Source organism: Bradyrhizobium septentrionale, assembly GCF_011516645.4.
GTDB classification, from domain to species: Bacteria; Pseudomonadota; Alphaproteobacteria; order Rhizobiales; family Xanthobacteraceae; genus Bradyrhizobium; species Bradyrhizobium septentrionale.
This window is the reverse complement of the sequence record NZ_CP088285.1, coordinates 1,784,716-1,807,214: the sequence shown is the minus strand read 5'-3', so window position 1 is coordinate 1,807,214 and position 22,499 is coordinate 1,784,716. Positions and strand designations below refer to the sequence as shown.

The following is a 22,499-nucleotide window of genomic DNA, read 5'->3' as shown; positions in this document are numbered from 1 at the left end:
ATGCGCAACGCTCTGATCCGGCGAGGGCGGCGATGGCTGTATGTCGTCCATCGCTGGATCGGCATCGCGACCTGCCTCTTGTTCGCGATGTGGTTCATCTCGGGCCTCGTCATGATGTACGTGGTCTTTCCGCGCCTCACCGACGGCGAGCGCCTGGCCGCGCTCCCGGTCATTTCGTGGGGCAAGGTGCAGATCGCGCCTGATCGCGCGATGGCGATCGCAGGCATGGAGCATTATCCGCGCGATCTGCGGTTGTCGATGATGGACGATGTTCCGGTCTATCGCGTGGCCGGCTGGAATGGAGCCGCCGTCATCACGATTTCGGCGATCGACGGCCGCGTCATCGACCGGATCGCGCCGGATCAGGCGCTGGCCATCGCCGGCCATCACCCCAAAGCGGTGCGTCCGCAATTGCTCGACACGGTGACGCGCGATCAATGGTCGGTCACGGCGCGCTTCGATCCGCTACGGCCGCTCTATCTGATCGGCCTCGGCGACGCTGACGGCACCGAACTCTACGTCTCCGCGCGCAGCGGCGAGATCGCGCTCGACACCACGCGGCAGGAGCGCGTCTGGAACTGGCTCGGCTCGATCCCGCACTGGATCTATCCGACCGTGCTGCGCAAGGACGGCCCGCTGTGGCGGGATGTCGTGCTGTGGATTTCCGGCGTGTGCCTCGTGGTCGCGGTCACCGGCTTCTGGATCGGCATTCTCCGGTTGCGATTGATGCGTCGCTACGCAAGCGGCGCCATCTCGCCCTACCGCGGCTGGATGGCCTGGCATCATATTGCCGGGCTGATCGGCGGCATCTGCGTTTTCACCTGGATGTTCAGCGGCTGGCTGTCGCTCAATCCCGGCGGCGCGTTCTCCGGCCGCGGCGTCACCAGGGACATCGCAATCGGCTACAGCGGGCATGACGCGCCTGACATCGCCGCCGGCTTCCAGTCGTCGCCGTCGGTGCCGGCCGTGGAGGCGCGCTTCGTCTGGATCGGCGGACACAAGCTGATGATGCTTGATGACAGCAATGGCCGTCGCAGCCTCGCCGATCCCGCGACCGGCGTGCCTGTAACTCTATCGCGTGACGAGATCATCGCAGCCGCCCGGCGCGCGGTGCCCGGAGCTGCCATGAACTCGGCCCAACAGCTCGATGAACCCGACGCCTATTGGTACACGCTGCACAACATGCGCGAACTCCCCGTGCTGCGGACCGGCTTTGATGATCCCGCGCAAACCTGGCTGCACATCTCTCCGGTCACTGGTGAAATTCTCGACCGCAGCGACGACAGCCGCCGCTCCTATCGCTGGCTGTTCAACGCGCTGCACAGCCTGGATTTCCCGCTGCTGCTGCGCATCTCGCCTGCACGCGATGTCGTGGTGTGGCTGCTGTCAACCGTCGGCACGATCGTCTCGATCAGCGGCATCGTGATCGGCTGGCGCCGACTGCGTCGCCGGCCGCTACGACGGAGACGCGTGTCTCCCTTGGCGCCTATACGGGAAGCTACTTGACCGTCAGGTGCACGTCCGGCGCCGGCGGGCCGGGGACCCATCCCAATGCAAACCGCTGGCCGGCGATGATCTCATTGCGCGAGAGTTTTGATGCGACCGCATCGCGGAAGCGGAGATAGGCTTCGCGCTGCCGCCCGCCGGTGCGGGCCGCCGCCAGATTGAGCCATTTGTAGGCCAGCACGAAATCCACCGGAACGCCGTGACCCTTGTCGTACGTCAGGCCGAGCATGGCTTGCGCGAACGGGTCGCCTTGCACGGCGCCGCGATAGTAGAGATCGGCGGCGGCGTCATAGGCCTGCGGCACGCCAAAACCGTGCTCATACATGAAGCCGAGCAGGCCGAGAGCGCGTGCATTGCCGCGCTCGGCGGCCGGCGCGAGCTCCCGAGATGCTCTGACATAATCGCCGCGATGGAAGGCGGCCGTTCCGCGCGCAAGGCTGTCGGCGCTCGCGACGGATGCGGTCATCGCCCAGAGCGCGACCGCAAGCGAGGCGCAGAGGCCGGTTCGCAGCGCGCGCATGCGGAGCATCCAGTTGCCCGGCTCAGTGGAAGCTGGTGGTGATCGGCGCATTGGTCGATGTCGTGGCGATGCTGCCGCGCAGTTTCGATCGAAGCTCCTCGGCGACGACCTGGGCGTCGGTACCGTTGCGGATGATCTGCGGGCGGATGAAGATGATCAGCTCGGTGCGCTGGGTGCCGTTGCTCTGATGCCCGAAGGCGTCGCCGAGGCCAGGAATCTGGTCGAGCACGGGAAGCGCATTGCGGTTGCCGCTCTGCTGTTCGCTGATCAGGCCCGCCAGCAGCACGGTCTGGCCATTGGCGACCGCGATCTGGCTCTTGACCCGCCGTTCCGACACCGTCGGCGTCAGGTTTACCGAGCTGCTTTGGGGAACGTTGCTGATCTCCTGCTCGACATCGAGCCGCACGGTGCCGTTGACGCTGACGCGTGGCGAGACCTTCAGGATGATGCCGGTGTTGCGATAGTCGATGGTGTTGACCACCGTGTTGCTCGTGGTCAGCACCGTTGCGCTGCCGGTCGAGACCGGGACGACGTCGCCGACCTGCAGCGTCGCGACCTGGTTGTTGATCACGACCAGCGAGGGATTGGACAACACCTTGACGCTGGTGACGGCATGCAGCGCGTCCAGGATCAGGCTCGGCTGCGTCGCGGAGCCGATCAGGAAGTTGAAGCCCGGGAAGGTCTGGTTGATGAAAGCATTGGTGAGCGAGCCCGCCACCGAGACCGCGCCTGTGGTCGCGTCGGTGGTGGTCGCGGGCGCGCTGGTGGCTTGGGTGCCGAGGATCGAGCCGGTGTTCGGCTTCAGGCCGAGGTTCTGGCTGGTGAGATAGGTCTGCACGCCGTAGGACAGGGTGTTGTTGAGCGTGACTTCGGCGATCGTAGCATCGATGGCGACCTGGAGCTGTGGCTCGTCGATCTGCAGCAGCGTCGACTCGATGATGCGGTAGTTGGCCTGGTCGGCATAGATCAGCAGATTGTTGTTCACGACATCGGGCGTGATGCGGACGTCCTGCAGCACAGGCTGGCCGTTGCCGCCGCCGGCGCCGCGTCCGGCATCCAGCGCGGCATTGTTACCCTGGCCCGCATTGGGATTGTTGGCTTGTCCACCGGCGCCAAATCCCTGGCCCAGGCCTTGGCCGGTCGCACCGGTCCCCGACGTGCCGCGGGATGCGAAGCCGCCCATGCTGGAATTCGAGCCGTTGTTGTTGTTGAGCGACAGGCGGTCGGCGACGCTTGACGTCGACGAGGTGCCGGAGCCCGGCGCGAGCTGGCTGTCGGCACTGTCGAGCAGATTGCCGGAGGAGCCGCCGAGGAACATGTCGGTCAGGACCCGCGCGATCTGGCGCGCATCGCCATACTTGACGCGGTAGACATGGACCGTGGTTCGCGCGGTGTCGTTGCGGTCGAGGCGCTTGATCCAGATCGCGGCCGTGTGCAGCATGTCCGGCTTCTTGGTCACGACCAGCACCGCATTGAGGCGTGCGATCGGCATGAACTTGATGACGTTCTGGCTGAGCCCGTTCTCGCCGGAATCGACGATCTTCTCCAGCTCGGCAATGACAGGCGCGGGCGAGCCGCTCGAGATCGGGAAGATGCCGACGGATTGGCCGCGCATCCAGTCGACGTCGAAGCTGAGCACGGTGTCGACCGCGGTGCGGCGCTCGGCCCCGGTGCCCTGGATCAGCAGAAGATTCCGTGTGGTGTCGGCGCGGATCGCGCCCGCCCTGGTGGCAAAGCTGTCGGTCAGCTTCAGCAGGGTCTGGGCCGACACATATTGCAGGGGAACCACTGAGACGCCGAAACCGGGCTCGGGATTGGCTGCCGCGGCATCGATGCGGCCGCCGCCGACGGCGTCGCCGAGCGGGGTCAGGCGATAGCCCGCGGTATCCTTGAGCAGCACGACGCCGCTCAGCCGCAGCGCGTTTTCAAGCACGAACACCATGTCGGATTTCGGCACCGGGCGGACCGAGACCAGGCTCACCGTGCCCTGCACCCGCGGATCGATCGTGTAGCCGACATGCAGGATATCGCCCAGCACGACCTTGGCGACGGTCGCCACCGGCGTGCTCTCGAAATTCAGATCGAAACCATTGCCATTCGCTGCCGGCTGCGGCCGCGCGTCGGCGACGGCCGTCACGTCGCTGCCTTCATACATCGACGCGCGGACATTCCCGCCCTGGTTGCCGGGTGTCGCCGCGAGTGCGCTCACCGGTTGTGGCTGGCGCGGTAGCAGATCCAGCGAGCGCACCTTGTCGGTGACGTCGAGCTGGGACGCGTCCACGCTCTCGCCGACCGTCGCGGAATTGCAGGACGCCAGCAACCCCAGCGACGTCAAGACGAAAATGGCTGTCAGGCCGCCACGGATCGTCGGGCAGCGGCCCACTGTGCCTACGCGTTGCATGAAGGCCCTTCGCTACTTGCTGGCTGATATTTCGATGGCTTGCGACGATCGGTCCTGCCCCGCAGGACTCTTAGCGAGCGTTCATGACAGAAATAAATTGGTTACATGATTGTCGTTCGCGACCTGCATCGTGTCGTGCCAAAATTTGTGCAGCCGGCGCGTTGCTTGTGTCCGCGATGCCACCTCAAAGTTTCTTGAGCGCGGCGGACGATGTGACTTCGCACAGCTGTCACACTTCGGGTTGATAACCGCGCAGTTAACGGGAGCCGAACGGCGCCAGCGCCTCGGCGCGAGCTGATCCAGGATAGCGTGGCGGGATAAGAGAATGGCCAACGACCTGTCCGTTCGGTTTGTGGATTATCTCCGTCAGAACAATCACCTCGCGCCGACCGATGGGCCGGCCGAGCGGACCGGGCAGGGTGCCGACCACAGGCAATTGAAACTGTGGGAGGTCATCAGTCTTTCGCCGGTCGAATTCGCCGACGAAGCCGCGCGCTTCTTCGCGCTGGGCCGCCTGACGCTCCAGGAAATGACCTCGGCCGAGCCGCTGGTCGGGTCGTTCTCGCCGCGCTTCCTGCGCGAGACCATGGTCTATCCGTGCCGGGAAGCCGATGGAACCAGTGTTCTCGCGGTCGTCGACCCCACCGACCAGGCGACGCAGCGGGCCGCGCAGATTGTGCTCGGCGCCGGGATAACAGTGAAAGTGGCATCGTCGGAAGACGTCGCCATCGTGCTGAACAACCGTGCCAGTGCTGAGGAGGACGAGGCCACCGAACTGACGGCGGCGCTGCCCCGCGAAGACGACATCGAGAGCCTGCGCGATCTCGCCAGCGGCGCGCCGGTGGTGCGCGCGGTCAACGATCTGATCGAGAAGGCGGTCGAGCTTCGCGCCAGCGACATCCATATCGAGCCGTTTGCCGCCGGCCTCATGGTCCGGCTCCGGATCGATGGCCTGCTGCGGCCGGTCGCGGCGCTGTCGGGCGTGCTACCCCAGGCGGTGGTGTCCCGCATCAAGATCATCGCCAATCTCAATATCGCCGAGCGCCGCCTGCCGCAGGACGGCGCGGCGCGGCTGCGGGCCGGGCGGACCGATATCGATATCCGCGTCGCGATCATGCCGATGCAGCATGGCGAATCCGCCGTCATCCGTATCCTGCCCAAGGATCGCGGCCTGCTGGTCGTGGAAAAACTCGGCTTCTCGCAGGCTGACGAGGCCAAGCTGCGGCGGCTCTTGAAGCTGCCGCATGGCATGATCGTGATCACGGGACCGACCGGCAGCGGCAAGACCACGACGCTGGCGACGATCCTGTCGATCCTCAACGAGCCCAGCCGCAAAATTCTCACGATCGAGGACCCGGTCGAATACGAGATCCCCGGCGTCAACCAGTCCCAGGTCAAACCGGCGATCGGTCTGACCTTCGCCACCGCCTTGCGCTCCTTCGTTCGACAGGATCCCGACGTCATCATGGTCGGCGAAATCCGGGATACCGAGACCGCGCACGTCGCCGTGCATGCGGCGCTGACCGGGCATCTGGTGCTGACGACGCTGCACACCGAAACGGCGGCGGCCGCGGTGCCACGCCTGCTCGACCTCGGGGTCGAGGGCTATCTGCTCCGCTCGGTGCTGCGCGGCGTGATCGCGCAACGCCTGGTCCGGCAATTATGCGAGCGCTGCAAGACGGCGCGGCCGCTGGCAACGGCCGATTTCACCGAGGATCCCCGGCTTGCGGCGATCGGATTCCGGGCCGGCGAGATTGTTCACGAGCCGTGCGGCTGCGAACGCTGCGGCGGAACCGGCTATCGCGGCCGCCTCGGCGCATTCGAGCTGCTCGAACTGTCGAATGAATTGCGCGAGCTGATCGGGGAGCGAACCGACGGACTGAAGATCGATACGATGGCGATCCGGGCGGGCATGACCACCATGCTCGATGACGGGGTCGCCAAATGCCGCGCCGGATTGACCTCGCCCGCCGAGATCCTCCGCGTTGCGACGGTGCGGTGACGTCGTGCCGAATTATCGCTATCGCGCGTTGACCCAGGCCGGCGAGATCGTGAACGGCACGATCGCCGCCCCGACCGCGGCCGAGGTGGCGCGACGGATCGAATATCTCAAGCTGCTGCCGATCGAAACCACCGAGGACAAGCGCGCGTCTGGTGCTGGCGGTGGCCGCAGCCTGTTCGGCGGGCCGAGCGCCGCCGAGGTCACCACATTCACGCGCGACCTTGCGCTGCTGCTCAAGGCCGGCGCGCGTCTCGACGATGCGCTGGAGCTTCTGTCCGGCGATGCCGATGTCGGGCGGATGCGTCCGGTGGTGGCAAAAATTCGCGCGGCCCTGCTCACCGGCGAGAGCTTTGCCGATGCGGTGGCGGATCATCCGACCCTGTTCCAGCCGATGTACATCGCCCTGGTCCGGGTCGGGGAAATCTCCGGCACGCTGGATTCCGTGCTGGAGATGCTCGGGACCGAGCGCGCGCGTTCCGAGCAGATGCGGCGCAAGCTGACTGACGCCATGCAGTATCCGGCCTTCGTGCTGGTCGCGGCGTCCGGCGTGATGCTGTTCTTCCTGCTGTTCGTGCTGCCGCAGTTCTCGACCGTGCTGGGCGATTTCGGCGGCAAGTCGGATACGGCGCTCGCCAGCTTCATCGCGGTATCGGATTTCCTCCGTGCCAATGCGACGGCGGCAAGCCTGATTAGTGCGGCCACGATCGCGCTCGCATGGTGGCTGCTGCGGCAGGCGCGGGTGCGTGCCGCCCTCGTCAACGCGATCTCGCGGGTTCCCGGCATCAGCAGCGCCTTCCAGTTCTATCGCGCCAGCCTGTTCTGCCGCAATCTCGGCGTCCTGCTCGGCAGCGGCGTCAACCTCACCGCTGCGCTGCGCATCCTCGTCGACATCATGGCGGTGACCGGGAGCGAGGCGAACTGGACCGCCGCCGCCGACCGCGTCCGCCATGGCGGAAAACTGTCGGAAGCCCTCGCCGTGGCGGACAGCCTGCCGCCGATGGCGGTCCGCATGCTGCGGCTCGGCGAAGAGACCGGGCAGCTGCCGGTGCTGGCCGGGCGGGTCGCGGAATTCTACGAAGCAAAATTGCAGCGCAGCCTGGACCGTGTCGTCGGCATTGTCGGTCCGCTGGCGATCATCACCATCAGCACCGTCGTCGGCGGACTGATCGTATCAGTGATGACGGCGCTGCTCTCGGTCACGCAGCTAGTCGGTTAGAGCAGGGGTCATCGGTCATGATATCGCGCAACACCATCATCAGGGCATTTTCCACGCGAGCGGGACGCGCTCGGGCGCGGTCACAAGGGCCGCAGCGTCCGGGTCAGGAAGGCTTCACCCTGGTCGAGATGCTGGTGGTGATTGCGATCATCGGCCTCATCATGGGGCTGATCGGACCGCGCGTGCTCAACTATCTCAGCGAATCCAAGGTCAAGACCGCGCGCATTCAGCTGCAGAGCTTCTCCAGCGCGCTCGACCTGTTCTATCTCGACGCGGGCCGCTTCCCGTCCACGGCGGAGGGCCTCGCCGCTCTGGTCCGGCGCACGCCGGGCGTTGCTGCCTGGAACGGCCCGTATCTGAAGGGCGGCAACGTTCCGAGCGATCCCTGGAATCACGCCTATCTCTATCGGTCGCCCGGCGAACACGGGCCGTATGACATCGTCTCCTATGGATCTGACGGTCAGGAGGGCGGCAGCGGCACTTCGGCCGACATTTCGCTGGAGAAGGCGACAGCCGCCAACAATGAATAGCAAGGGTACATGGCGAGCATGAATGACGCGACGCAGCGCGGTTTCACTTTGCTCGAGATGGTGTGCGTGCTCGCCATCATCGCGCTGCTCGCGGCCGTGCTGCTTCCGTTCATTCCGCACCAGACCTCGCGTTCGCGGTTGCAGGCCTATGCGCTGCAGACCGCGACGCTCTTGAAGGCCGATCGCAATGCCGCCATCGAGCGCAGCACCAGCGTGGCGACCTTGGTTGATGCGGCGAGCCGGGTGATCCACTCGGGCGCATCGCGCATGGCGGTGCGGATTCCCGATGATGTGCGGTTCGATGCCGTGCTGCCGCAGCGCTGTCAGCGGCAGGCCGCGCTATCGACCATTCGTTTCTTCGCCAATGGCGGTTCCTGCGGCGGCTCCATCGCGCTGACGCGGCTCGATGCGGGATATGAAGTGCGCGTCAACTGGCTCACCGGAAGGGTTGAAATCGTTGCTCGCGACGTCGCCGCCAACTGACCGCACTGATGCGGGGTTCACGATCATCGAGGTGCTGGTGGCGCTGGCGCTGGTGGCCGTCTCGATCGTCGCGATCGGTGCCGTCATGGGCGTCAAGACGCGTGGCGTTCGCGCCATGGAGCAGCACGTGGCGCTGATGCAGGCAGCGCGCACCTTGATGACGGTCGGCATTCCGCCCCGCGCCGAATTGCAGCCGGGCTCATCGACCGGGCAGGCAGAGGGCTACCGCTGGACCGTCGACGTCAGTCCGCTCGGTGGTGACTGGACGGTTCCCGAGGGCAACGTGCCCTGGGCCCCGGAGCTGGTGAGAATTCGTGTCAAATCTCCGGGCGGCGCGTTGTCCGACGTCCGCACCGTGCGCCTGATGCCGAGGTCCTCGCAATGACCCCGGCGCGCACAGACCAGCGCGCGCATGAGCGCGGCTTCACGCTGATCGAGACTATCGTCGCGCTGGCGCTGATGGGGCTGTTGCTGTCGGCGCTCGCCAGCATCACGGCGCAATGGCTGCCGAGCTGGAACCGGGGGCTCGACCGGATCCAGCGCAGCGAGCTGATCGGGATCGCGCTGGAACGGATCGGGGCCGACCTCGCCGCGGCGGAGTTCGTTGCCGCCAATCGCGACGCCCACAAGCCGCTGTTCGATGGATCGGAATTGTCGGTGACGTTCGTGCGGACATCGGTGGGACCGAATGCGGGGCCGGGGCTCGACATTGTGCGGCTTGGCGAGATCAGGGATCGCGGCGAATTCGTCACGGTGCGTTCGCAGGCGCGGTTTACGCCGCTGGCCGACGGAGTGTCGCTGTCGGAACAGGTGCATCTCGGCAGCCCGGTCGTGCTGCTGCGCGCGCCCTATCGGCTGTCCTTCGCCTATGCCGGGGCGGACCGGGCATGGAAAAGCGTGTGGCGGGATGCCGACAGACTGCCGGCGATGATCCGCCTGACGGTGCGTGACGCGGCGAGCCAGCGCATCCTGTCGGTGTCGACCATCGCGCCGGTCCATGTCCAGATTCCGAGCGACTGCACCAAGCCGGACGGCAATTGCGGCGACAAGCGCAATTCCGACGGCAACGCCGATCAGGGCAAGACGTCTACCGATCAGGGGAAGACGTGATGGGCGCGACCGGCAAGTGCGGCCAAACGCCGGCCGATCGCGGCTTCGTCATCGTTGCGGTGCTCTGGATCCTGCTCGCGCTGTCGTCGCTGGCGATCATCTTCTCGGCCTATCTCGCCGCCTCGGCGCGGGCGCTGGCTGCCAGCGACCTGTCGTTGCAGACCGAGGCGCTGATGTCGGCCGGAGTTGAGCTCGCCGCCTATCAATTGACGCTGACCGACGAGAAGACGCGGCCGCAGCAAGGGGCGTTTCATTTCGGGCTGGACGATGCCAGCGTCGGCGTGACCTTCACGTCGGAGGCAGGGCGCCTCGATCTGAACTACGCGTCGAAGGAGGTGCTGATTGGCCTGTTCGTCGTGCTCGGCGCCGGCAAGGACGCAGCCGGCGAATACGCCGACCGGATCGTCGGCTGGCGAACCCGGCCCGCGCCGGGCAGCGAGAATGTCGAGGCCGCGCGCTACAATGCGCTCGGCTACTCGCCGCGACAGGGTCTGTTCGTCCATGTCAACGAGCTGGCGCTGATCGCCGGTATCCCCGAAGCCCTGGTCGACCGCGCGCTGCCGTTTGTGACGGTGTTCAACGGCAGCCCGGATGTCGATCTGAAGATCGCGGCGCCGGAAGTCGTCAAGGCGCTGGGCAAGGCGTCGGGCAACGATCAGGACGGCTTCGGGGCGCGTTCGGCCTCGCCAAACGGCATCGCGGCCGGAGCGCAGGCGCCGGACCCGCAAAGTGCGGCATCGACGGCGCAGAGCCCATGCTACCGGATCGCGATCTCGATCCGTTTCCGCAACGGCCATCGCACCACGTCCGAGGCGGTGATCGCACTCGGCGACAAGGTCGAGCCCTATCGTGTGTTGTCCTGGCAGAACGATGTCGAACCGCGAAATCCGGTTCTGCTTCGCGGGAGAGGTTGAGCGCAATGTTGGCCGAAGCACGACAATGGTTTGAGCGGTGGATCGGCGCGGTCGCGGTCACCGTTGACGGCGTCGCTGATAGGTTCGTGCGCCGGCGTGGCCTCGCGCTCGACGAAAATGCCGACGGCACGTTCACTGCCCGTCTCGCGGTGTCGAAGGATGGTTCACCCTCGGTGCCGGTTTCGTTTCGGCTCGATCACGATGCGCCACAGCCTCCACTGTCAACGGATTGGAAGACGGCGTTCGACGGCAGCCGGATCGAGGTGCGCTTGCGATCGGATCAAATCGTCAGCCGCGTGCTCGATTTCCCGAGCCAGGCTGGCGATTTCCTCGACGGCATGATCCGCGCGCAGGTCGACCGGCTGACACCATGGAGCGCCGCTGACGCGGTGTTCGGCTGGGGCGCGCCGCAGCCGGTCGGCAATGACCGTATTGAAGTCGCGTTCAGTGCGACCGCGGCGGCCAAGGTCGATCCGTTGATCCGGTTGGCCAGGACGCTGGGCGGCGCCTCCATCGCGGTCTCGGCGCCGGCGGTTGGCGGCGACGGCACGCTGCAGCAGGTAACGCTGCTCGATCGGCCGCTGCGGGGTCTTGCCGGACCTGTGGTTCCGCGCCTGTTGCGCATCGGCCTGGTCTCGACGGCCGCCGCAGCCGCGGTCTCGCTGCTGCTGAACATCTATCTCGGCGGCTGGCTGCAATCGGAGCAGGACGATCTCCAGCACCGGATCTCGCAGCGCCGTGCCGCGCTGCGCCTCGATGCCAATGGCGATTCGTCCGGTCTCGGCCTGTTGGCCAAGCGTAAGCAGACGACGCCGTCGAGCGTCATGGTCCTGGAAGCGATCTCGCGCGTACTGCCCGATACCACCTATGTGACCGAGCTGCGGATCGAGGGCAACAAGGTGCAGGTGGTGGGAATGACCCAGGATGCGCCATCCCTGATCCGGCTGCTGGAGCAGTCGCCGCAATTCACCCGCGCCACGTTCTTCGCGCCGACGACGCGTGCAGCGAACGAGACGGCGGAGCGGTTCCACGTCGAGGCCAACATCACCGCGAATTTTGGGTCCGGCACATGAACGCAGCATCCCGATCGCTGGCCGCCGTCAGCACCTCGCCACTGGTTGCGACCGCGAGCTATCTCGGCCTTTTCGTGCTTTTGCTCTTTGTCGTCATTTCGTCGCTGTCTGATATCGCTGGCCTGCGCAGCGATGTTGCGGCCTCGGCCGGAATGCTGGAGCAGCTCGAGGGACGATCCAGGGCGAATACCGCGCCTGGTCAGCCCGCGATGCCGACCGGTTCCGCCTATCTCGAGGGTGCGACCGTCACGGTTGCCGGCGCCACCTTGCTGCAACGCGTGTCGGGTGCCGTGATCAAGGCCGGCGGCAACGTGCTGTCGACGCAGCTCGACGTTCCCAACGCGCCGGCGAAGGCCGGCTTCCTCAGCATGGTCGCGAGCTGCGAGATCGAGCAGGCGCAATTGCAACAAGTGCTCTACGATCTCGAAGCCAGCATGCCGTTCCTGTTCATCGACCAATTGGTCGTGCAGCCCGTCGCCGACGAGGCCGCCAAGGGCGCTGATCCCGGCAAGATGCGCGTGCTGCTCGGCGTGTCCGGACAATGGCGGGGAGCCAAGTGATGCAACGCTTCGCAGCGATCATCCTGCTGTTGATTGTGTCGGTTCATGCCGCAGCGGCCGCCGTGCCCGACCGGTCCGGCGATACGCTCGACGCCGGGCTGCTCGATGATACCCGCCTGGGCGGACCGGTGCTGAGTTCGCCGCCGCCGTCCGAACCTGTAACGTCGGTCCGGGTGGCCCCTTCGCCGGCGCCGACGCCGCGGCCACTCAGCGCAAATCCGCTGTGGGGCATCCCGCTCAAGACGCTGTCCAACACGCGCGACCGGCCGGTGTTCTCGCCGTCGCGGCGGCCGCCGCCCGCGGTCGTTGCGGAGCCGGAAGTCAGCAAGCCATTGCCGCCGCCGCCGCGCAAGGCGGTGATCGAGCCGCCGCCGCTGTCGCTGGTCGGCACGATCGCGGGAGATGATGAAAGCTTCGGGATCTTTCTCGATCAATCGAACAAGACCGCGCTGCGACTGAAGATCGGTGACGATTTCCAGGGATGGAAGCTGCGAGCCATCAGCGGGCGTGAAGTCAGGATGGAGAAGGACGAGCAGGAGGCCGTGCTCACATTGCCCCAGCCCGGTGGTGAAGAGAGCGGCGACGTCCGGCTGGTTCCGGTCAGCACGGAGCGGAAGCCTTTGGCCGCGCGGCGCCAGATGTGATTGCAGCGTCCAGCGGAAGCTAGATCAGCGCGAGCCAGCTCTGAAGCGCCGACGTCAGGAGAAGGCCGAGCGCAAGAAAGGGACCGAACGGGATCGACGTCTGGCGCTTCATCTCATGTCCGGCGAGTTGCAGGCCGCCGGCAACTGCAAGTGCCGCGAGTGCCGCGATCAGCAGCAAGGTCGGGATTCCTGTCGTGCCGACCCAGATCGTGGCGGCGGCAAGAAACTTGACGTCGCCAAGTCCCAATCCGTCGACATGCCGCAAGGCGAAGTAAAGCCGCTGCAACAGCCAAAACACTGCGCCGACAAGGACCGCGCTCGCCATTGCGGTGAAGGCGGCTGTCGCGCCTTCAGTGACGACGACGTTTGCGAGACCGAGCGCCGCGATCGCAAGGTTCAGCCAATTCGGAATGATGCCGTGGCGAAGATCGATCAGCGCGACCGCGCAGCAGAGCACGCAAAGCGCGCCGTAAGACCCGATAAAATAAAGAACTTCGCGATCGATATGCATGATGGCGGGACAGGTGTGACGCGTGCTGATTGTGTTGCAACAACTCGCGCGCGTTGAACAGTCCATTTTCAATTGATCCGTCGCCGCGCGACGGGTTTGCGAAATTGTGATCGTCATCGACGGCAGCGAAGCAGAAAAGATGCGACAAAATGTCTGCGCTGTCACAAATCCGCATAGGATACCGACAATAGTCCGCACCACTACGTGCTGCGAGCCCTTCGTGGCAGATGAGTGGGTTGACTATGCACAAGATGCGAGTGGCGGCGTGCCTTGCTTTGCTGGCAGCGTTCGCGGGCGCGCGCGCCGCGAATGCCGGCGCTCTGGAGGAAGGTGCCGAGCGCTATCGGCCGTATTTGATCGAGGGCGTCGCCAGTGCGCTGACAGGCGCGCGTGCATTGCGCGAGCGCGCCGCGGCAGCGGATTTGCCCGGTGCGAAGAAGGCCTGGCTGTCGGCGCGCGCCGGCTGGGAGCGCTCGGAAGTGTTCACCGCAGGCTTCGTTCCCGAGCTCGATGCGCAGATCGACGCCTGGCCGAACGCGGACAGCGGGTTCCACGCCATCGAGGCGAAGCTGTTCGGGGCAGGCAGCACCGACGTCGCCACTGACGCGGCGGGTCTTGTCGAGCATCTGAACGACCTTCATGGCAAGCTCAAGGACATCAAGCTGACGCCGCAGGGCCTCTTGGACGGCACGGTGCGGCTTGCTTACGAGGTCGGAGAGAGCAAGGCGGATGGCGGCGAATCGCGCATCAGCGGCACCTCGCGCGACGACATGCGCAACAACATCGCCGGCATCGACTTCGCTTACCACACGATTTTCTCTGCCGCGCTCAACACGGTCGACGGCAAGCTCGACGAGACGGTGAACAACCGGATCGAGCAGCTCGAGGCGATCGTCGCGACGCCCGACCTGCCGCACGTCAACATTGCCGATCTACGCCAGACCAGTGAGGAGCTGGTCATCGCGTTGCAGAGCGCGTCGGCGAAGCTCGGCCTGCAGCGGCCGACTTTGGAGGCCCAGGCGCGATGACATCGCTTCAGCTGCGTCTGGCTGCGCTGCTCTCCGGCGTCATCGCCCTTGCACTGCTCGGGCGCGCTGTGGCGTTTCCCGTCGATGGCGACAAGACCGTGTTGCCGGTTGCGACCGAGCTGAACGAGGATGCGCTCGACAAGCCGCGCGAGGTGTTCCAGTCCGAGCGCACTGGCAGCAAGTCCTATCTGGTGAATCTCGGCGATCTCGCTTTCAATTCGCCCGGATTGCTTGGCGAGGTGGCGCGGCAGGCCAGCGTGAGCTGCGGCACCTGCCACGTCAATGGTGCCAACAACGCCAAATTCTTCATGCCGAAGATGTCGAGCCGGCCCGGCACGTTCGACACCACCGGTCCTCTGTTCAATCCGAAGGCCAACAATCTGGCGTTCGATCCCGTGCGGATTCCGAGCCTGCGTGGCGCCCGCTATCTGGCGCCCTATGGCGCCGATGGCCGGTTCGCCTCGCTGCGCGATTTCGTCCACAACGTCATCACCAGCGAGTTCGCCGGACCGGAGCCGTCGCCGGCGACGCTCGATGCGATCGTGGCCTATATTCACGACATCGACTTCCTGCCCAACCCGAGCCTCGGTCCCGCGGGACGGCTGGCCGGCAAGATCACCGAGCCGGAACGCCGCGGCGAAGCGTTGTTCTCGCGGCCGTTCCCGCACGATCCCGCGCTGAGCTGCGCCGGCTGCCATGTTCCATCGTCGGGCTTTGTCGATCATCAGCAGCACGACATCGGTTCAGGCGGCCTGTTCAAGACGCCGACCCTGCGTAACGCCGACTTCAACGCGCCGTATTTTCACGACGGCCGGTTCGACAATTTCAGCCAGGTCGTCGATTATTTCGACCAAACCTTCCAGCTCAGCCTCTCGGCGCAGGACAAGGGCGACCTCGTCGCCTATCTCACGGCGGTGGGCGATGGCGTGCAGCCCTACGAGCGCGACGGTGCCGGCGCCACGCTGAAGGAGATCAACGATTTCTCGACGGTGCTTGCGACCGCGATTCCAGCCGGCGACAAGGACATCGTCGCACTTGCGGTCGATACGATCGGCCGTGAGCTGCGCGAATTGACCGAGCAATACCCGGATCGCAAGAACACCAGCGTATCAGGCGGCGAGCAGCAGCGCGTGCTTGCGCGCAACGGTCTCAAAGAGCTCGTGCTCACGCTGCGGCGAATCGAAATGGCTGTTGCGGCGGGGCGCAGCGCTGATGCCACGACTGAGTTCAGGAACTATCGCAACCTGATGGCGGCTGCAGTTCCTGCGTTGCTGGCCAGTGCCGAGCCGTGGTCGCTGTTCAATCAGGACGTGCATGATCAACATTATGCGGCGCTTCGCCAGGTGATGCGCTCCAAGCACATTTCGCATTGATCAGGCTGTATTGGAGTGCTTTTGCGTCCCGCATCGTTGCGCGGATCGCCTGATCTCGTTTCTATCAATGGTTGAATATTTGAATCACGGAGATGCGCGCGCTGCTGATGATGTCTCCGCGAAAATATTTGAACGTTTCGAAATTTCTTGCGCGCATTCATGTAAGCGAAAACCATGCGTCATATTGCCGCACTAAGCAGGGTGCGTTGCTAACCGCAAACACCTGAGGTCGACAATGAGTTTGAATTACAAAAAGCACTGGCGAACCAGCACCGCGCTCTGCATCGCGTCCACGGTGCTCGTTGCGACAGCCGCATATGCCGCTCACTATCCGGGCGGTCACAGTGATTGGGACAAGCGCCCGCATCACAACAACAAGGCGCACCACGATGCCGATCGCGCCAAGAATGACCACGATCATGGCGACAAGGATCACGGCGACAAGGTGAAGACCGCCTCGCCGATCAAGCACGTCATCATCCTGATCGGCGAGAACCGCGGCCTCGATCACACCTTTGGTATCTACAAGCCGAAGGGCAAGGGGCAGACGATCTCCAACCTGTTGTCGAAGGGCATCGTCAACGAGGACGGAACGCCGGGTCCGAACTTTGCGCAGGCGCAGCAGTACTCGGTCGCGGGCCAGACCTCCTTCTATATCGGCGCGCCGACCATCTCGAAGTCGCCCTACAACGCGACCAACCTGATGCCGCAGCCGAACACCAACGGCACGCCGACCGCGCAGAGCGACACCTCGCCCCCGTTCAAGACGATCGCCGAAGCCAGCGTCGAGAAGGATATGGACCCGGCCGATCTCGACATCCTCACCACCGGCTTCAGCGGCCTGCCGACCGGCGTGCTTGATACCCGCGTTCCCGGCGCCGGCGGTCTGAACGGACCGTTCCAGCTGCAGGGCGAGCAGCTCTCTGACGACGACTACACTGGTGACTCGACGCATCGCTTCTATCAGGACTGGCAGCAGGAAGACTGCAGCGCCGCCAGCGCCACCAAGAAGAACAATTCGGGCTGCCTGAACGACCTGTTCCCGTTCGTGATGGCGACCTATTCGGCGTCGAACAAGAGCATGGCCAACTCGATGGGCTTCTACAACGCCCAGCAGGGTCAGGCCCCGGTCCTGAAGATGCTCGCCGACCGCTTCACGCTGAGCGACAACTTCCACCAGTCGTTCCACGGCGGCACCGGTGCGAACCACTTCATGCTCGGCACCGGCGACGCGGCCTTCTGGAGCGACGGCAAGGGCAACCCGGTGACGCCGCCGGCCAACCTGATCGCCAACCCCAACCCGGCCGCGGGTTCGGTCAACCGCTACACCGTCGATGGCAATTGGAGCAACTGCTCTGACGTGTTCCAGCCCGGTGTGAAGCCGATCGTCACCTATCTCAACAACCTGCCGTACGCGGCCGAGCCGAACTGCAAGCCCAACCACTACTACATGCTCAACAACGTCAATCCGGGCTATCTGCCGAACGGCGCGCTGGCGGGCGGCAACAACGTCCCGCCGTCGTCGGTCCGCACGATCGGCGACGCGCTCATGGAGAAGAACATCTCCTGGGCGTTCTATGGTGGTGCGTTTAACGACGCCGTGGCGCTTTCGAACGCCGCGGTTGCCGCCAATCCGTCGAACCCGAACCTCAGCGCCGCCGCGGTTGCCGATCCGGCACACGCGCTCGGCGTTGCCTACTGCCAGATCTGCAATCCGTTCCAGTATGCGACCTCGATCATGGCCAATCCGGCCGTGCGTCAAGCTCACATGAAGGACACTGCCGATCTGATCACGGCGATCCAGAACGGCGCGCTGCCCGCGGTGTCGTTCGGCAAGCCGGACGGTCTGCTCGATGGTCATCCGCAGAGCTCGAAGGTCGACCTGTTCGAGGCCTATGTCCTGAACGTGCTCAACGCGCTGGACAACAACCCCGAGCTGAAGGCTGAAACCGCCGTCTTCATCACCTGGGACGAGGCCGGCGGCTACTGGGACTCCGGCTACCAGCAGTCCATCGACTTCTTCGGCGACGGACCGCGCATCCCGACCCTGATCCTTTCGCCCTATTCGACGGGCGGCAAGGTCAACCACAACTACGCCGACCACGTTTCGCTGCTGAAGTTCATCGAACGCAACTGGGCCCTCCAGCCGCTCACGAACCGCAGCCGCGACAATCTGCCGAACCCGAGCTACTCGAAGAACAACGAGTATGTCCCGACCAACAGCCCGGCACTGTCTGACCTGTTCGACGCGTTCGACTTCAGCAAGCCGGTCACGTTGTCCTACACCGAGTGATCAAGCTCTCGCCCAGCGCGAGGTCTTGAATCCATCCGAGGCCGGCGCCGATCGAACCCATGGTTCGGTCGGCGTCGTCATGTTTTGCCTGCCCACCAGATGATCGATCGGGAATATGCGATGAAGCGTAACGAGAAGATTTGTTCGGGAAGCCCTGCGGCCTGCCTGCTTGCTGTTGCCATCCTGGCCAATGCGACGATGCCGGCCCAGGCGCAGCAGTTTTCCGCCGACCTCGTCGCGAGGAAGGATGATACGGTAACCGCTATGGGAACCTTACGGGTCTCGGACGGAAAAGCACGGATCGAGACAACCGCGTTGCCCGATGGCTTCTTCCTGATCGATACGGCCAGGCCCGCAGCCTATTTCGTCCGTCCGGGCGCCCGCGTCTTCATGGACGCAAGACAATCAAGCCAGCTCACCCAAATGTTCGTTCCGGTCGATCCGGACCAACCGTGCCGGCAATGGCAGGCGATCGCACAACTGGCCGCGCCGATCGATGTCGCGACATGGCATTGCCAACGCGACGGAGAGGAGATGGTCGCGGGGCGCGCCACCGATGTCTATCGGGTCACGGCGTCGTCCGGTCCCGGTTTCGTCGGGTGGATCGACCGCGCGCGGAGGTTCCCGGTGCAGATCAAGACCGCGGATGGGACCGTGATCGCCGTCGATCACATCCGCGACGAGCCCCAGCCGGCGCAAGCCTTCGAAATCCCGGCGAACCTGCGCAAATTCGACCCGCAGGCGCTGATCCGCAGGATTCAGCAGAGCGACGTATGGGTTGCGCCGCCGGCTTCGGAGTGAAGCGAGCCGGTGTCGGCCCGTGCCTACTGCGATTGCCGGCTCGTCACCGGCAGGATCCGGCCGAGCGCGGTGTAGTGCGACTGATGCACGTTGCTGTTGAACAGCGACCAGGGCTCGACCTTTTTCAGGGCGACGGGAACGTCGAAATTCACCAGCTGGGCGAATTGGCGATATTCCGCCATCGCATCGTCGATACGGCCCGCTCCGACGTCGAGATCGATGCGGCGCAGGGTGAGGACGAGGTCCTTCAGGATCGCACGCGCCGCCAGCCGCTCGTCCTTGCCGCCGATCGAGCTGTTCCTGATGTCGGGAATCCGCTCGGTCAATTCGCGCAGCTCGGCGCCGACGCCGGTCACGGCCAGCGACACCACCGCGGTATCGGCGGCCGGGATCGCGACCTCGAGGACGCTCGACAGTTCAAGCACTTCCTTCATCCGGAGCACGACGCCGTCCTTTTCGAAGGGACGGTCGCCGTCACCGACCGCAGTCAGATAGGCGACGAGGTCCTGCGTGTCCTGGGTCGACAGGTCGAGGTCGAACACGCGGTCGAAATGCTCCACCACCTGCTCGTAGCTGTCGTAGCGGCCATCGTGGAAATACGGCGCGTTGAAGTTGGCGTTCAGCAAAGTGGGGGTCTTGACCAGTCCGCCGGATCCGACGTCGTGACGCAGCTGGTCGTTGAAGGTTCCCCCCGGAACATGACAGCCGGCGCAGCTCAGCTCGGCCTGCTTCGGGAACGGCTTGAAGAACAGGTGCTCGCCGCGGCGCTCCGCAACACTGGCCTGTGCGGCAAGCCTGCCGCCGGGCCCGAGCTTTGGATTCGGGAGGAAATCGATATCGTTGATATAGGCGACTAGGCCGTCGAGAACCTCGTCGCGCGGCTTTGGACCCGAAAATTCATTGACGATGACATTATAGACGAAGTCGCGCAGCGAGCCGATGCGCCCGTCATGTCCGTAGGGCGCGAGGAAGCGGGCGCCGCGCAGGCTCGGTATCCTGACCGGATCGAGGATGCTGTTGAACGTCTTGGCATTGAAGAGAAGGCTTGTCGTGTCGAAGGTGCCGGGACGCGAAGAGGCTCCGGGGACGAACAACTTCGGGTTCGATGCGCCATTGACGTGGCAGGTGCCGCAGCTCATCTCGGCCTGCCGGGCCTTGCCGCCCAGGATGGAAGGCGAATTGAACGCAAGATCGCCGAGATTGACCAGATAGGACTTTCGGCCGCCCATCGCTTCGGAATGAAACAGCTCGCGCGGCCTCGCCAGCGCCTCCTCGGAAAATTCGGTGCCGGCCGGCAGCACGGTCTGGTCGCCGCCGAGCGGGAACGCCGTCGCGCGCAACGGAAGGAAGGCAGCGACGAGCGCCAGCAGCGCGATCGGCGTGTGCTTCACGCCGCGACCGGCGGCTGCGGTCCGACCTGCTCCGGAATCGCGCGCAACAATTTCCCAAGCCATCGCGAGAATTCGCCCCTGTCACAAATCGCTTCGTGCCGCCGCCCGATCGGAAGATGTCACGGAGGTGACAGTTTTCTGTCGGCGGGACCAATGACCGTCTGATTGGATAGACGAAGGTTGATTGCGGTTTGATGACGGCAACGAAGCCGAAACCGATGGTTACGCTTCTTACCGGGCGATACTCTGTCGGGGCGCGAACGACACGTCATGCCTTCGCGCGCGCGTCGAAAAACAGTCATCCCAGCGAAATGTGTTTTGCTTAACGTGTAGCTCCATTTCTATTTCTTTCTAAATCAGGAGAGCACTATGCGGCTTTGGGGAGCCATTCCGGCGCTCGCAATTGTTGCTGGCACCGTTGCCACCGCACCGGTGGCAAACGCCGAGAATCTGGTCGAAAAGATCATCGATGAATTCAAGCACGAGGTTAGGGACGAGCTGCGTGATCTGCGCGATCGCGGTCATGAGGGTGTGCATCAGTACAAGCACATCGTGGTCATCTATCAGGAGAACCACAGCTTCGATAACCTCTACGGACACTGGGGCGATGTCGGCCGTGACCGGATCAATGGCACCGCCGACGCCGATGCGGCGCACACCTTGCAAGTCCGGCAGGACAATCAGACCGTCTATGCCTGCCTGCTGCAGAACGACGTCAACCTGACTTCGCCGTCGCCGCAGCCGACGAGCTGCACCGACAACACGGGCACGGTCGCGATCCTGAGCGCCTTCAAGAACAAGCCGTTCGAGATCAACGACTTCATTCCGACCTCGGCCACCACCTGTCCGAAGCCGGTCGGCGCGTTCGCGGCGCACGGCTTCCTCAACGGCACCGGCGCGCCAGGCGGCTGCACCGAGGACATCGTGCATCGCTTCTACAACGAGCAGTACCAGCTCAACGGCGGCCGGCAGAACCGCTACGTGACCGGCAGCGACGCGTCGGGCCTGACGATGGGCTACTACGACACCAAGAAACTGCCGATCTACAGCTATCTGCACGGCCATGGCGCCCCGAACTACGTCATCGCCGACAGCTTCTTCCAGGGTGCTTTTGGCGGTTCGTTCCTCAACCACCAGTTCTTTGTTGCCGCCGCGGCGCCGCAGTTCGTCGGTGCCTTGAGCGACGGCAGCGCCAACGACTTCCACTCGATCGTCGATGCCAACGGCATGCCCACCAGCACGCCGCTCTATACGCCGCTCTCCACCGTGAAGGATGCTCAGCTGACGGCCAAGTGCAGCCAGGCCGGGCTGCCGGCGGGCCTCGCCTGCGGCGACTACGCGGTCAACACCACGCAGCCGACCTACCAGCCTTATTCCCCGGGCACCCCCGACATCAAGCGCCTGCCGCCGCTGCACACGCCGAACATCGGCGATCGGCTGTCGGCAAAGCATGTTGACTGGGCATGGTATTCGGGCGGCTGGTCGAACGCTAATGGCGACGTCGGCGCTTCCGGCTGGACCAACGGCAACGGCACGACCTGCACCGATCCGAACCATCTCACGACGGCGGTGTTCCCGAATTGCGCCGACGTGGACTTCCAGTTCCACCATCAGGCGCTCAACTATTTCGCCAACTACGCACCGGGAACGCAGGCCCGCAGGGATCATCTGAAGGACGAGGCGGAGTTCATCCAGGCGGCCAAGAGCGGCCGGCTGAAGCAGGTCAGCTTCATCAAGCCGATCGGCGAGGAGAACGAGCATCCGGGCTACACCAGCGAGTCCGAAGGCAGCCAGCATCTCGTCGATCTCGTCAAGGCGATCACCGAAGGGCCGGATGGCAAGGACACGCTGATCGTCATCACCTATGACGAGTTCGGCGGGCAGTGGGATCACGTGCCGCCGCCGCCGCACAACCGTCATGGTGCCGAAGCCAGGGCTGCGGACCAGTGGGGCCCGGGCACCCGCATTCCGGCGCTGCTGATCGCCAAGCGCTTCAACAAGTCGGGCGTCGCGCATGAGGATTTCGACACCACGTCGATCCTCAGGATGCTCGAGAAGCGCTTTGATCTCGACCCGCTGGTGACGCGCCCGGTGCGCAGCCTTTCGGCGGCGCTGAAGGCCGGCGACCACTGACAAGAGAAGC

Annotated in this window: 20 protein-coding genes; 16 read left to right on the top strand and 4 right to left on the bottom strand. The window is 64.7% G+C overall.

Annotated elements, in window-relative coordinates; all coding sequences use genetic code 11:
- Complete coding sequence (locus HAP48_RS10470) at positions 1–1,506, top strand: cytochrome b family protein (RefSeq protein ID WP_166213841.1); 1,506 nt, start codon at positions 1–3, stop codon at positions 1,504–1,506.
- Here HAP48_RS10470 and HAP48_RS10465 read toward each other — a convergent pair.
- Entirely contained in the window at positions 1,499–1,972 is a 474-nt protein-coding gene (locus tag HAP48_RS10465) for a tetratricopeptide repeat protein (RefSeq protein WP_166216601.1), read from the bottom strand. The genes HAP48_RS10470 and HAP48_RS10465 overlap by 8 nt on opposite strands.
- A gap of 76 nt (positions 1,973–2,048) precedes the next feature.
- Positions 2,049–4,427: a type II secretion system secretin GspD gene (gene gspD / locus HAP48_RS10460; RefSeq protein WP_166213842.1), complete on the bottom strand. Its 2,379-nt coding sequence runs from the start codon at positions 4,425–4,427 to the stop codon at positions 2,049–2,051.
- 325 nt (positions 4,428–4,752) lie between these two features.
- On the opposite strand from gspD, the gene HAP48_RS10455 reads away from it, so the two are divergent.
- From HAP48_RS10455 to HAP48_RS10410, 10 genes are read left to right on the top strand one after another with little or no spacing between them, the layout of a single operon-like run.
- On the top strand, positions 4,753–6,429 hold the full coding sequence (locus HAP48_RS10455; RefSeq protein ID WP_166213843.1) for a GspE/PulE family protein: 1,677 nt from the start codon (positions 4,753–4,755) through the stop codon (positions 6,427–6,429).
- A gap of 4 nt (positions 6,430–6,433) precedes the next feature.
- Complete coding sequence (locus HAP48_RS10450) at positions 6,434–7,645, top strand: type II secretion system F family protein (protein ID WP_166213844.1); 1,212 nt, start codon at positions 6,434–6,436, stop codon at positions 7,643–7,645.
- 17 nt (positions 7,646–7,662) lie between these two features.
- A complete protein-coding gene (gene gspG, locus HAP48_RS10445; RefSeq protein ID WP_166213845.1) occupies positions 7,663–8,175 on the top strand; it encodes a type II secretion system major pseudopilin GspG in 513 nt (170 codons plus the stop codon).
- A gap of 18 nt (positions 8,176–8,193) precedes the next feature.
- A complete protein-coding gene (locus HAP48_RS10440) occupies positions 8,194–8,658 on the top strand; it encodes a type II secretion system protein (protein WP_029079778.1) in 465 nt (154 codons plus the stop codon).
- The gene (locus tag HAP48_RS10435; protein ID WP_166213846.1) at positions 8,633–9,043 is read left to right on the top strand and encodes a prepilin-type N-terminal cleavage/methylation domain-containing protein; all 411 of its coding nucleotides are present in this window, start codon (positions 8,633–8,635) and stop codon (positions 9,041–9,043) included. Before HAP48_RS10440 ends, HAP48_RS10435 begins: the two co-directional genes overlap by 26 nt.
- Positions 9,040–9,768: a PulJ/GspJ family protein gene (locus HAP48_RS10430; protein ID WP_166213847.1), complete on the top strand. Its 729-nt coding sequence runs from the start codon at positions 9,040–9,042 to the stop codon at positions 9,766–9,768. Before HAP48_RS10435 ends, HAP48_RS10430 begins: the two co-directional genes overlap by 4 nt.
- Positions 9,768–10,682 (top strand): type II secretion system minor pseudopilin, encoded by a 915-nt coding sequence (locus HAP48_RS10425; RefSeq protein WP_166213848.1) that lies wholly within the window; start codon positions 9,768–9,770, stop codon positions 10,680–10,682. The genes HAP48_RS10430 and HAP48_RS10425 overlap by 1 nt, the downstream gene beginning before the upstream one ends.
- Before the next feature lie 5 nt (positions 10,683–10,687).
- Positions 10,688–11,755, top strand: a complete 1,068-nt coding sequence (locus HAP48_RS10420) for a PilN domain-containing protein (protein WP_166213849.1) — start codon at positions 10,688–10,690, stop codon at positions 11,753–11,755.
- Positions 11,752–12,315 (top strand): type II secretion system protein GspM, encoded by a 564-nt coding sequence (gene gspM, locus HAP48_RS10415; protein ID WP_166213850.1) that lies wholly within the window; start codon positions 11,752–11,754, stop codon positions 12,313–12,315. Before HAP48_RS10420 ends, gspM begins: the two co-directional genes overlap by 4 nt.
- On the top strand, positions 12,315–12,959 hold the full coding sequence (locus tag HAP48_RS10410; protein ID WP_224497004.1) for a hypothetical protein: 645 nt from the start codon (positions 12,315–12,317) through the stop codon (positions 12,957–12,959). Before gspM ends, HAP48_RS10410 begins: the two co-directional genes overlap by 1 nt.
- Positions 12,960–12,978: 19 nt before the next feature.
- On the opposite strand, the gene HAP48_RS10405 is transcribed toward HAP48_RS10410, so the two are convergent.
- Positions 12,979–13,470, bottom strand: a complete 492-nt coding sequence (locus tag HAP48_RS10405) for a prepilin peptidase (protein WP_166213852.1) — start codon at positions 13,468–13,470, stop codon at positions 12,979–12,981.
- 227 nt (positions 13,471–13,697) lie between these two features.
- On the opposite strand from HAP48_RS10405, the gene HAP48_RS10400 reads away from it, so the two are divergent.
- The 4 genes from HAP48_RS10400 (at position 13,698) to HAP48_RS10385 (ending at position 18,965) form a co-directional block, all read left to right on the top strand.
- Positions 13,698–14,498 (top strand): EfeM/EfeO family lipoprotein, encoded by an 801-nt coding sequence (locus HAP48_RS10400; RefSeq protein WP_224497003.1) that lies wholly within the window; start codon positions 13,698–13,700, stop codon positions 14,496–14,498.
- Complete coding sequence (locus tag HAP48_RS10395; protein ID WP_166213854.1) at positions 14,495–15,871, top strand: cytochrome c peroxidase; 1,377 nt, start codon at positions 14,495–14,497, stop codon at positions 15,869–15,871. Before HAP48_RS10400 ends, HAP48_RS10395 begins: the two co-directional genes overlap by 4 nt.
- A gap of 241 nt (positions 15,872–16,112) precedes the next feature.
- Positions 16,113–18,164, top strand: coding sequence for an alkaline phosphatase family protein (locus HAP48_RS10390; RefSeq protein WP_166216605.1), 2,052 nt, complete (start codon positions 16,113–16,115; stop codon positions 18,162–18,164).
- Between the two features lie 120 nt (positions 18,165–18,284).
- Entirely contained in the window at positions 18,285–18,965 is a 681-nt protein-coding gene (locus HAP48_RS10385; RefSeq protein ID WP_224497001.1) for a hypothetical protein, read from the top strand.
- A 23-nt stretch (positions 18,966–18,988) separates the two neighbouring features.
- On the opposite strand, the gene HAP48_RS10380 is transcribed toward HAP48_RS10385, so the two are convergent.
- Complete coding sequence (locus HAP48_RS10380) at positions 18,989–20,419, bottom strand: cytochrome c peroxidase (RefSeq protein WP_166213855.1); 1,431 nt, start codon at positions 20,417–20,419, stop codon at positions 18,989–18,991.
- A gap of 306 nt (positions 20,420–20,725) precedes the next feature.
- Between HAP48_RS10380 and HAP48_RS10375 the strand changes: the two genes are divergently transcribed.
- Positions 20,726–22,489 carry an alkaline phosphatase family protein gene (locus HAP48_RS10375; protein WP_166213856.1) on the top strand — a complete coding sequence of 588 codons (1,764 nt, stop codon included), beginning with the start codon at positions 20,726–20,728 and terminating at the stop codon, positions 22,487–22,489.
- Positions 22,490–22,499: the final 10 nt, after the last annotated feature.